Source organism: Microbacterium sp. PA5 (assembly GCF_049860775.1).
Taxonomy (GTDB): Bacteria; Actinomycetota; Actinomycetes; order Actinomycetales; family Microbacteriaceae; genus Microbacterium.
The window spans coordinates 986,449-996,903 of sequence record NZ_CP187567.1; the positions used below are offsets into that span (position 1 = coordinate 986,449).

10 protein-coding genes are annotated in these 10,455 nt (G+C 73.4%); 3 read left to right on the forward strand and 7 right to left on the reverse strand.

Annotated elements, in window-relative coordinates:
- The first annotated feature begins 52 nt into the window (after positions 1-52).
- Positions 53-1,183, forward strand: a complete 1,131-nt coding sequence (ispG, locus tag ACPWUT_RS04485; RefSeq protein WP_284528108.1) for a flavodoxin-dependent (E)-4-hydroxy-3-methylbut-2-enyl-diphosphate synthase — start codon at positions 53-55, stop codon at positions 1,181-1,183.
- Positions 1,184-1,207: 24 nt separating this feature from the next.
- Here the strand turns inward: ispG and ACPWUT_RS04490 are convergent, their stop codons facing one another.
- Positions 1,208-2,437, reverse strand: a complete 1,230-nt coding sequence (locus ACPWUT_RS04490; protein WP_284528103.1) for a trans-sulfuration enzyme family protein — start codon at positions 2,435-2,437, stop codon at positions 1,208-1,210.
- Between the two features lie 114 nt (positions 2,438-2,551).
- Between ACPWUT_RS04490 and ACPWUT_RS04495 the strand changes: the two genes are divergently transcribed.
- Complete coding sequence (locus ACPWUT_RS04495) at positions 2,552-3,052, forward strand: Lrp/AsnC family transcriptional regulator (RefSeq protein ID WP_284528104.1); 501 nt, start codon at positions 2,552-2,554, stop codon at positions 3,050-3,052.
- A gap of 30 nt (positions 3,053-3,082) precedes the next feature.
- On the opposite strand, the gene ACPWUT_RS04500 is transcribed toward ACPWUT_RS04495, so the two are convergent.
- From ACPWUT_RS04500 to ACPWUT_RS04515, 4 genes are all read right to left on the reverse strand, one after another.
- A complete protein-coding gene (locus ACPWUT_RS04500; protein WP_425841073.1) occupies positions 3,083-4,102 on the reverse strand; it encodes a 1-aminocyclopropane-1-carboxylate deaminase in 1,020 nt (339 codons plus the stop codon).
- A complete protein-coding gene (locus ACPWUT_RS04505; protein ID WP_425841076.1) occupies positions 4,099-4,797 on the reverse strand; it encodes a GntR family transcriptional regulator in 699 nt (232 codons plus the stop codon). The genes ACPWUT_RS04500 and ACPWUT_RS04505 overlap by 4 nt, the downstream gene beginning before the upstream one ends.
- A 198-nt stretch (positions 4,798-4,995) precedes the next feature.
- A complete protein-coding gene (gene pcp / locus ACPWUT_RS04510) occupies positions 4,996-5,673 on the reverse strand; it encodes a pyroglutamyl-peptidase I (protein ID WP_425841079.1) in 678 nt (225 codons plus the stop codon).
- Positions 5,670-7,133, reverse strand: coding sequence for an RNB domain-containing ribonuclease (locus tag ACPWUT_RS04515; RefSeq protein WP_425841082.1), 1,464 nt, complete (start codon positions 7,131-7,133; stop codon positions 5,670-5,672). The genes pcp and ACPWUT_RS04515 overlap by 4 nt, the downstream gene beginning before the upstream one ends.
- Before the next feature lie 106 nt (positions 7,134-7,239).
- On the opposite strand from ACPWUT_RS04515, the gene ACPWUT_RS04520 reads away from it, so the two are divergent.
- Positions 7,240-8,313, forward strand: a complete 1,074-nt coding sequence (locus ACPWUT_RS04520) for an acyltransferase family protein (RefSeq protein WP_425841085.1) — start codon at positions 7,240-7,242, stop codon at positions 8,311-8,313.
- Positions 8,314-8,322: 9 nt separating this feature from the next.
- On the opposite strand, the gene ACPWUT_RS04525 is transcribed toward ACPWUT_RS04520, so the two are convergent.
- Positions 8,323-9,195 carry a glycoside hydrolase family 16 protein gene (locus ACPWUT_RS04525; protein ID WP_425841088.1) on the reverse strand — a complete coding sequence of 291 codons (873 nt, stop codon included), beginning with the start codon at positions 9,193-9,195 and terminating at the stop codon, positions 8,323-8,325.
- A complete protein-coding gene (locus ACPWUT_RS04530) occupies positions 9,192-10,454 on the reverse strand; it encodes a hypothetical protein (protein WP_425841091.1) in 1,263 nt (420 codons plus the stop codon). Before ACPWUT_RS04530 ends, ACPWUT_RS04525 begins: the two co-directional genes overlap by 4 nt.
- Position 10,455: the final 1 nt, after the last annotated feature.

Consider the following 10,455-nt stretch of genomic DNA (forward strand, 5'->3'; position numbering starts at 1 on the left):
CGCGGCCGACCGCTCGGCGTAGGCTGTGGATGTGCCAGCAGTGAACCTCGGGATGCCGCGCGTGCCGGAAGTCCTCGCCCCGCGTCGCAAGAGCCGTCAGATCAAGGTCGGAAAGGTGCTCGTCGGCGGGGACGCCCCCGTGAGCGTGCAGTCGATGACCACCACGCCGACCACCGACATCAACGCGACGCTCCAGCAGATCGCCGAGCTCACCGCCTCGGGCTGCGAGATCGTGCGGGTCGCCGTCCCCTCCCAGGACGATGCCGACGTGCTGCACATCATCGCGAAGAAGAGCCAGATCCCCGTCATCGCCGACATCCACTTCCAGCCGAAGTACGTGTTCCAGGCGATCGACGCGGGCTGCGCCGCCGTCCGCGTCAACCCCGGCAACATCCGCAAGTTCGACGACCAGGTCGGCGCGATCGCCAAGGCGGCCAAGGACGCCGGCGTGTCCCTCCGCATCGGCGTGAACGCCGGTTCGCTCGATCGCAGGCTGCTCGAGAAGTACGGGAAGGCCACGCCCGAGGCGCTGATGGAGAGCGCCGTCTGGGAGGCGTCGCTGTTCGAGGAGCACGACTTCCACGACTTCAAGATCTCCGTCAAGCACAACGACCCGGTCGTGATGGTCAAGGCCTACCGGCTGCTCGCCGAGCGCGGCGACTGGCCGCTCCACCTCGGCGTCACCGAGGCCGGTCCCGCCTTCCAGGGCACGATCAAGTCGGCGACGGCCTTCGGCATCCTCCTGTCCGAAGGCATCGGGGACACCATCCGCGTGTCGCTGTCGGCGCCCCCGGCCGAGGAGGTCAAGGTCGGCCATCAGATCCTGCAGTCGCTCAACCTCCGCGAGCGCAAGCTCGAGATCGTCTCGTGCCCGTCGTGCGGGCGCGCGCAGGTGGACGTCTACACCCTCGCGGACAACGTGACCGAGGGACTCAAGGACATGACCGTCCCGCTCCGCGTCGCCGTCATGGGCTGCGTCGTGAACGGTCCCGGCGAGGCGCGTGAGGCCGATCTGGGCGTGGCCAGCGGCAACGGCAAGGGGCAGATCTTCGTCAAGGGAGAGGTCATCAAGACCGTCCCCGAGGCCGACATCGTCGCCACCCTCATCGAGGAGGCGAACCGCCTCGCCGCCGAGATGGGTCCCGACGCACCGCTGGGCACGGCGCAGGTCGTCACCGCCTGAGACGCGACGGCCGGGCGCAGGAGATCACGCCGGAACGGGATCTCCTGCGCGGAGATCGGCCTGCTGCGGCGCGTTCTCCTGTTCTGAGGCGCTTCCGTCGAGGGCGTGCGCGAGGTCGTCGATGAGATCGTCGACGTGCTCAAGTCCGACCGACAGGCGGAGGATGCCGGCGTCCGGCTTCGCCTCGGCCGCCACGGGCCGGTGCGTGAGCGCGGCCGGATGCTGCACGAGGGAGTCCACGCCCCCGAGCGAGACGGCGTGCGTGAACACGCGGAGGCCGGATGCCACCCGCGCGGCCGCGTCGTACCCGTCGCGCAGTCGCAGCGCGATCATCGCGCCGCCGCCGCGCATCTGCGTGCCGAGGAGCGGGCTGCCGGACAGGCCGGGGTAGAACACCTGGTCCACGGCGGGGTGGGCGGACAGCCACGAAGCGATCCGCTCGGCCGCCGCCTGCTGCGCCCGCACGCGCAGCGGCAGGGTGGGAAGTCCGCGGTGCAGGAGGTAGGCGGCCAGCGGGTGCAGGATCGCACCGGTGATCGCGCGGACGGGGCGGAGGGTCTCGGCCGTCTGCTCCGAACAGGCGATGACGCCGCCGATCACGTCGCCATGCCCGCCGAGGTACTTGGTCGCGCTGTGCAGGGACATCGACGCGCCCAGGGCGAGCGGGTTCTGCAGCACTGGGGTGGCGAAGGTGTTGTCGACCAGCACCGGGACACCGTGCGCCTGCGCGACGACGGCGGCGATGTCGACGAGCTCGAGAGTGGGATTGGCGGGGGTCTCGACGACGATCAGCCCGGTGTCCGAGCGCAGGTGCGCGGCGATCTCGTCGGCCGCGCAGTACGTGACCGCGGTGCCGAGCAGGCCACTGGCCAGCAGATGGTCGGTGCCGCCGTAGAGAGGGCGGACGGCGAGCACGTGCGGCAGGCCGCGCGAGGTCGTGTGGGCCAGCAGCGCCGCCGTCATCGCCGCCATGCCGGATGAGAACGCGACGGCGGCCTCGGCGCCTTCCAACCGCGCCAGCGCGTCCTCGAACCGGGCCACCGTGGGGTTCCACAGGCGCGCGTAGACGTGGCTGCCCCCGGGGAGCGGGGTACCGCCGGTCGCCAGCGCCTCATAGGAGTCGCCGCCGAGCTCCACGCCGGGGAGCGGGTAGGTCGAGGAGAGGTCGAGCGGGGGTGCATGGACCCCCAGGTCGGCAAGGTCGTCGCGACCGGCGTGGACGGCGATGGTCTCCAGGTGCGTGGCAGGGGTCATGGGGACATGGTTGCCGAACGCTGATCCCGCGTCCAGAATGATTGCGGATGACGCTCGTCCATGGGGGCGAGCATTGCGGAAAACGCAGGAACACTGCGAGAAGGGGGCGCCGCGTTGAGCGATCAGCACACCCTGTCGGCGGGGCTCGACGACCTGGACCTGCGGCTGCTGGCGGCACTGGTGCGTCAGCCGGGTCGATCGAACAAGGCGCTCGCCGACGACCTCGGTGTCGCCGAGTCGACGTGTGCGTACCGCGTGCGCGCGCTCCGCGCGCGCGGCGTGCTCTCCGGCGTCCGGGTCGTGCTGGACGCCGCCGCACTCGGGCTGCCGCTCCAAGCCGTCATCCGGGTGCGGCTGGGGCGTCACACGCGCGAGGGAGTGGAGCGGCTGTTCGACGCCCTCGTGCGCACGCCCGGGGCGATCGAGGTGTTCCACGTCGCCGGCGAGGACGACTTCCTGGTGCACGTCGCCGTCGAGGACGCCGCCGCGCTGCGCGATGTCGTGCTGCAGCACATCACGGTGCACGAGATCGTCCGCACCACCGAGACCAACCTCGTCTTCGAACGCCGCGAGGGCGTCGGCCCGCTCGCACGCGTCGCACCCGGAATGGCGTGAGCCCGTTCCTCCTCGAGGAGGCCGCGTGGCTCAGCTCCAGAGGGAGTGGTAGGCGTTGATCGCGGGCTGACCGCCGAGGTGCGCGTACAGCACGGTCGAGTCCTTCGGGATGTCGCCCGAGCCGACGAGGTCGATGAGGCCGGCCAGTGACTTCCCCTCGTACACCGGGTCGGTGATCATCGCCTCCAGCTGCGCCCCGAGGGCCATGGCGTTCATCGTCGACTCGACGGGCAGGCCGTACAGGTCTCCCGCCCACCCCTCGAGCACCTGGATCTCGTCGTCGCGGAGGTCGCGGCCGAGTTCGATGAGCTCCGCCGTGTTCCGGGCGATGCGGGCCACCTGGTCGCGGGTCTTCTGCAGCGTCGCGGAGGCGTCGATGCCGAGCACGCGGCGCTTCACGCCGGTGAGGTCCTCGAGCGCGGCGAAGCCCGCGATCATGCCGGCGTGCGTCGACCCGGTGACGGTGCAGACGATGATCGTGTCGAAGAAGACCCCGAGCTGCTTCTCCTGCTCGGCCACCTCGAAGGCCCAGTTCGCGAACCCCAGCCCGCCGAGCGGGTGCTCGGACGCACCCGCGGGGATCGGGTAGGCGGTGCCGCCGGCGGCCTCGACCTCGGCGAGGGCATGCTTCCAGGAGTCGCGGATGCCGATGTCGAATCCGGCGTCGTCGAGGCGCGAATCCGCCCCCATCATCCGGGACAGCAAGATGTTGCCGACCTTGTCGTTGGTGGGGTCGTCCCAGGGGACCCACTTCTCCTGGACCAGCCGCGCCTTGAGGCCCAGGTGCGCGGCGACCGCGGCGACCTGACGCGTGTGGTTGGACTGGTAGCCGCCGATCGAGACGAGCGTGTCGGCGCCCGACGCCAGGACGTCGGGGACGATGTACTCCAGCTTGCGGATCTTGTTGCCGCCGTACGCCAGGCCGCTCGACACGTCCTCGCGCTTGGCCCACACCTGCGCGCCGCCGAGGTGCTGGGTGAGGCGTGTCAGGTGCTGCAGCGGGCTGGGGCCGAAGGTCAGCGGGTAGCGGGGGAACTCGGCGAGCTTCATGGGGTGATCCCTTCGTCGGTGGAGCGCGTGGTGCCGCCGGCGGTGTCGGGGGCGGAGTCGATGGTGAGGGTCTGCCACGTCTGCTCGGCGAGCCGGGCGGCGCCGTCGGCATCGGCCGCGGCGCAGAGCGCGATCAGCTGCTCGTGGCGTGCGACGGAGGCGGCTCCCTCGTGCGAGGCGAAGCGGAGCCGTTCGGCGCGGCGGAGCACCGGCTCGTACTGTGCGAGGACCGTCCGGACGGCGGCGTTGCCGCACGCCGCCACCGCGACCGCGTGGAACCGCTCGTCGGCGGCGAGGGCGCCGTCGACGTCGCCGCGGCGCTGGGCGTCGGCGAAATCGGCGTTGGCGGAGCGCATCGCGTCGAGGTGCTCGGCGGTGAGCCGCGGGATCGCGTCGCGGATGGCCAGAGCGTGCATCGCGGCCACGACGGCCTGCGCATCGCGCACGCTCGCCCGGTCCAGCGGGGCGACCACCGTCGACCGGCCCGGTGTCGCGCGGACGAGCCCGGCGCGGGCGAGCTCGAGCAGAGCCTCGCGCACGGGGGTGCGGCTCACGCCCAGCCAGGCGGCGAGCTCGGTGTCGCGCAGCTGCTCGTCGGGGGCGAGTGTGCCGTCGACGATCGCGTCCCGCAGTCGCGCGAGCACGTCGTCGCGGAGCAGGCCTCTCGGCGGGAGGGAGTCGGTCGGAACGGGCACGATATGCAATATATCGCAGCGGGCGGCCCGAACGCGACCGCACCATTCGCGATCGGCTTCGGAGGATGCCGCCGGATTCGGAGCGCACGGCGCGGCGCGTCCGAATCCGACGCGATCCTCCGAATCGGGGAGGGGAGGGGAGGCGGCGGCGCGGGGCGGAGGGGGTCGCGCGGGGCGGAGGGGGTCGCGCGGGCGGGGTCAGTGCAGGGTGCCGCCGGGGAGGACGTCCCGCGAGGACGAGCCCGGACGGGAGGCGTCGGGCGCCGGAGCGTCCAGCGTCGTGCGGATCGCGATCCGCACCGCCTCTGCGAGGTCGGCGGCGGGCAGCTCCGGTGCGCGCTTCCGGCCGGGGATCACCGGTGCCTGACCGACGGCCCACGGCACGTGCAGGAAGCCCGCCGGGACCCCCGCGGGCACTGCGTCGAGGGCCGTGAAGAACACGTGGTTGCACACGAACGTCCCCGCCGTGTGCGACACCTCGGCGGGGATGCCGGCCGAGTGGATCGCGGCGGCGATCGCCTTGACGGGGAGCGTCGCGAAGGCGGCGGCCGGGGCGCCGTCGATGCTCGGCTCGTCGATCGGCTGTGCCCCGGCGTTGTCGGGGATCCGCGCGTCGGCGAGGTTCACGGCGATCCGCTCGACTCCGACCGCCGCCCGGCCCCCGGCGAGGCCGACGGCGATCACGACGTCGGGCCGGTGCACCTCGATGAGCGCCCGCAGACGCTCCGCCGCGCCGGTGAACGTCACCGGGAGCACCTCGACGACGAGGGATTCGGGCCCCTCCCAGGTCTCGGCGACTGTCCGCACCGCATCGCCGCTCGGGTTGACGGCGTCGCCCCCGAAGGGCTCGAATCCGGTGAGGAGGACCGTGGTCATCGCTCCTCCTGCGAAGCCGTGGCGCCGACGAGGGAGAACTCGACGGCGCCCTCGGCGACGTCGGCCCGCGTGAGCCGCAGCCGCACGACGCTGCCGGCGGCGGCGTCGGCACCGGCCACCTTCGCGTCGACCGGCGGGTCCTGCAGCTGCACCCGCAGCCCGTCACCGCGGACGCTCAGCACGCTCGCGTCGAACTCCTGACCCTCCCGGCCGTGGAGGACCGCCGCCTCGACGCGGTCGAGCGCCCCCGCGGTGAGCTGGCTCGCGCGCTGTCCGCTGCGGCTCATCAGGCCCGGAAGCTCCGCGAGGCTCTCCCGCGCCCAGCCGGGGACGTCCCTGCCGTTCGCGAGCGCCTCGCACACCACGAGCGCCCAGCGGTCGACGAGACGCCGCAGCGGCGCGGTCGTGTGCGCGTAGGGCGCCCCGATGGCCGCCTGCTCGGTCTCGTCGGGCAGCTCGCCGTCGAACGCCGCGTAGCCGGCGCCCCGGAACAGGCCCGCGGCGTACTCCTTGACCGCGCGAGCGGCGGGGGAGCGGTCGAGGCCGCGCAGGTACTCGCCGTAGGGGGTGCCGGGGTGCCACGGCAGACCCAGAGCCGCCGTCTGCGCGCGGAACTCCTCGACGTCCTCGTCGGCGGCCGGCGGCATCGTGCGGAGGATCCCGACGCCGCCGCGGAGCATGATCTCCGCCGCCGCCATGCCGGTCAGCAGCGACACGTGCGCGTTGTGATCCTCGAGCGGCACGCCTTCGCTGCGCTCGAGGCGGTAGCCGTCGCCCTCGGCGACGATGCGGGACTCCGGCAGATTCAGGCTCGCGCCGCCCCGCTCGCGCTCCCGTGCGGCGCGCTGCTCCCCGAACCACGGCATCGCGGCCAGGGAGGCGGGCGCGGAGCCGTCGTCGACCGCGCGCTGGGCCTCCTCGTAGCTCCACTGCCGCCGTGAGCGGACGATCGCCCGGGTCAGCGTGGTCTCGACGGGCCGCGCGCCCTCGTCGAGGACGAAGCGCCAGACGAACGCGCGACGGTCCTGCTCCGGGAGGAGCGAGGCTGCGTCCTCGCTGAGGACGCGCGGATGCAGCGGGATGCGGCCGTCGGGCGCGTACATCGTCTGGCCCCGCCCGCGCGCCTCCACGTCGACCGTGCCGCCGGGAGCGACGTAGGCCGGGACGTCGGCGATCGCATAGTGCAGCACGCCGCCGCTCGGGGTGCGCTCCAAGTGGAGCGCCTGGTCGAGATCGGTCGACCCGGCGGGGTCGATGGTGAGGAAGGGGAGATCGCGGAGGTCGGCCAGCCCGGCCTCGGCGGGGTCGGTCGGCACGTCGCCGGCGGCTGCCGCCGCTTCGCGCTCCACGTCGGGCGGGAAGGTCGCCACGAGCTCGAGGCTCGCGCGCAGCGCGGCGAGGGAGGCGGCCAGCTCTGCGCGGACCTCGGTCGGGACGAGTCGGGATCGGCGAGCGGGCACGCGCCCCAGTGTAGGTCGCGCGAGGGTCGTTTCGGGCCGGTAAAAGGCCCGAGAAGTTGCGTTTCGCCCCCTGTGGCGCGGCCCGCGACGCGGCTAGCGTCGCACCATGTCGGACGAGGTCGGAACGCAGCGCGACACCGGGCGGATCGCCTGGATCGACGTCGCACGCGGCATCGCGATCACGCTCGTGGTCCTCTTCCACGCCGGGATGTTCGCGGTCCCGACCGGGCTTGCGCCGGCCTGGTGGACCGACCTCAATCTGGCGTTCGCCCTCCTGCGCATGCCGCTGTTCTTCCTGCTCGCCGGTGCCCTGGCGGTGGGGGCGCTCCGGCGCCCCTGGCGGGCGCTGTGGACGACGCGTCTGGCCGTGCTCGTCTGGGTGTTCGTGCTGTGGACGGTGCTGCGGTTCCTCTACTACCGCGTCATGCCCGAGCCGATCGAGCTGAACCAGTCGAGCTGGATCGACCTGGTGCTCTCGGTGGTCCGCCCGTCGAACGGGCTCTGGTTCCTCTTCGCCCTCGTCGTCTTCCTCGTGGTCACCAAGCTCGCGACCGGACCGGTGGCGCGCCTGGCCGCCCTGGGCGTGGCGACCCTGTGCTCGCTCGTCCTCCACTCCGGGTTCACGACCGGCAACGTCGCCTACGACGGCATCCTGCGCTACTACGTCTTCTTCCTCGTGGGCGTGATGTTCCGGGACCGCCTCCTGGCACGGGTGGAGCGGCTGACGCCCTGGGCCACCGCGGGGCTGTTCGCGGTCTTCGTGGCGGGGCTCGCACTCCGGTCCGTCACCGGGGTCGCGGTCGACATCGCCACGGCGCTGCCGGTCGCGGCCGCAGGAGCGCTCGCCACGCTCGGGCTGGCGCGGATCATCGCCCCCGGCCGCCCCGGCCTCGCCGGCGCGCTCGGGCGCCCGTTCGCCCACCTCGGCAGCCGCACCCTTCAGGTCTACGTCACCCACGTGCTCGTGCTGTCGGCGATCACCACCGCGCTCCAGGCCGCCGGGACGACGTCGCTGGCGACGGCGGTCGCGGCGCTCGCGCCCGTCCTGCCGCTCCTCATGGCCGGGCTCGCCGTCGCCGCGAGCCTCGTCATCGTCCGGGCGGCCGAGGCCCTCCCGGTGACCCGGCTCCTGTACACCGCGCCGGAGTGGTTCGCCCGCAGCGCCGTGCGCGCCGGATGACCGCGGAGATCAGCCGGCCGGTGTGAAGCGGATCCAGTCGATCTTCATCTCGGCGACCTCCGGCGTGGTCTCGTCGGGGTCGCCCGGCCAGTTGCCGCCCACCGCCAGGGTGAACAGCATGTGCATCGGGAGGTCGAACACCCACGCGCCGCCCTCGGGCATGTCGTCGGGGGTGACGGTCATGACGACCTCGTCGTCGATGGTCAGCTCGATGAGGCCCGGACCGCGGGTGACCCCGTAGACGTGGTAGTCGTCCGACAGGAGGGCGTCGTGGCGGACGCCCTCCCCGATGGACCACTTCTTGGTGAACGTCACGGGACCGTGGACATGGTGGGAGCTGGTCGCCGTCGTCGACGGCGTCTCCACGATGTCGATCTCCCCGCTCCCGGGCCATCCCACGACGTCCACGGAATCGCCCTGCAGCCAGAAGGCGGGAAGGAGGCCCTGTCCTTCGGGCAGCTTGATCCTGGCCTCCAGCCGTCCCGCCTGGAACGAGAAGGAGCCCTTGGTCGTCAGGCGGCCCGACGTGATCGGGCCGCCGTCGCGCGGGATCGTGGCGGTGATGACGAGCGCGCCCTCCCCGTCCAGCGCGACGGCATCCGTGGTGTAGTCCTGCAGCTCCCCGTTGCCCCAGCCGCCGCCCCCGGTGTCCAGGGAGAAGACGGACGGATCCGGTGCGGACCCCGCGGGCCCGTCGAAGTCCTCGGACAGGGTGCGCGGCCCGTCGGCGAAGGCGAACGGGAGCAGCCAGGTCACCGCCGCGACCAGGAGGACGACCAGCACGATGGCGACGGCGATCAGCACCCGGATCGCGCGGGAGGTCCGCGGCGGGGGTGCGAGGGCTTCGGCGGCGGGGGCGGGGGGATGCAGGGTGGTGCTCATCGGGGCAGCAGCTCCAGGGGATCGGCGCAGAGCCGCTCGGCGGCGGCCGCCACGCGCTCGGCGGGGAACAGGGTCGAATCGAAGCTGACGGAGACGCCGAAGCGGCCGCGCAGCACACTGGTGAGGGCGGTGATCCCGTTGCGCGAGGCGGGGTCGACCGACACGGCGACGGCGGCCGGGCGCCCGTCACCGGCCCACGGCAGGGTCTCGAGGGCGCGCAGGAACCCCATGTCGCTCACGATCGGCACGGCCGTCGACGGGACGGACGGCGCCTCCCGCGGCGCCGGGCGGCCCGGCATCCGTGCCGAGGCGAGCGCGGCGAGCGGCCGGCCGGCGTGCAGGTCGCGGGTGAGCGCGGCACCGGCGAGATCGACGCCCCGGGCGAGGTCGACGGGGTGGCCGGTGACGAAGTTGCCGAGCGTCGCACGGCCGGAGGGCAGATAGCGCCGCAGGTCCACGAGCACCACGCCGGTGTCGTCGGCGGCGACCCCCTCGGCGAGCAGGGCGGCGCGGAAGGCGGCGAGCAGCGCGACCGTGGGCGGCACTCGCGGCGTGCGGAGCCGGCTCCAGGCGGCCAGGGCGTGATGGGCCTCGCGCGACATGGCGGCCGTGTGCAGATCGAGCGAGCCGCGCGCCGCCGGGACGTGCGCGACCCCGTAGCGGTAGGGCGGCGGCGTGGTCACGATCTTGTCGCGCACGATCCGCGCGACGCGCGACGGGTGGCGGCCGAACGTCGAGGCCAGCGCGGCGGGGAGCGGATCGCGGTCGACGGCGCTCGTGAAGACCCGCGGCATCGGCGCGTCGGCGAACAGCGCCGCCACGGCCATGACGGCGAAGAATCCGTCTCCGATGCGGTGATCGACGTGCACGGCGATGCGATCGTCGCCGAGGAAGACCGTCAGGGGCGACGACGGGTCGGCATGCTCACGCAGGCGCGGGAGTCCCGCCTCGGTGCCGCACGCGGCGGGAAGCTCCCGCACCGCGCGCTCGGCCCTCTCATCGACGGTCGACGGGTCGTAGGCCCATCGCTCCCCGGTGAAGGTGCGCCCGGCGCGCGCGGCGGCCCCCAGGGCGAACAGGGCGCGCACGCGGTCGACGACCTCGCGGCGGGGCGGCACGCGCAGCGGCTGCAGGAGCACGGCGATCCGCGTCTGCGCCGACATGCGGTCCGCCGTCCGCACCCGACCGGCCGCGGGCGAGGCGCCGGCCCCGCCGGGGCGCAGATCCGACGGGGGAGCGAGGGCGAGGGTGCGGGACATG

What these genes read in the sequence shown, in the direction of transcription:
- ACPWUT_RS04530 (WP_425841091.1), bottom strand. Translation starts at nt 10,454, where the DNA reads ATGTCCCGCACCCTCGCCCTCGCTCCCCCGTCGGATCTGCGCCCCGGC.
- pcp (WP_425841079.1), bottom strand. Translation starts at nt 5,673, where the DNA reads ATGACCACGGTCCTCCTCACCGGATTCGAGCCCTTCGGGGGCGACGCC.
- ispG (WP_284528108.1), top strand. Translation starts at nt 53, where the DNA reads ATGCCGCGCGTGCCGGAAGTCCTCGCCCCGCGTCGCAAGAGCCGTCAG.
- ACPWUT_RS04500 (WP_425841073.1), bottom strand. Translation starts at nt 4,102, where the DNA reads ATGAAGCTCGCCGAGTTCCCCCGCTACCCGCTGACCTTCGGCCCCAGC.
- ACPWUT_RS04525 (WP_425841088.1), bottom strand. Translation starts at nt 9,195, where the DNA reads ATGAGCACCACCCTGCATCCCCCCGCCCCCGCCGCCGAAGCCCTCGCA.
- ACPWUT_RS04520 (WP_425841085.1), top strand. Translation starts at nt 7,240, where the DNA reads ATGTCGGACGAGGTCGGAACGCAGCGCGACACCGGGCGGATCGCCTGG.
- ACPWUT_RS04490 (WP_284528103.1), bottom strand. Translation starts at nt 2,437, where the DNA reads ATGACCCCTGCCACGCACCTGGAGACCATCGCCGTCCACGCCGGTCGC.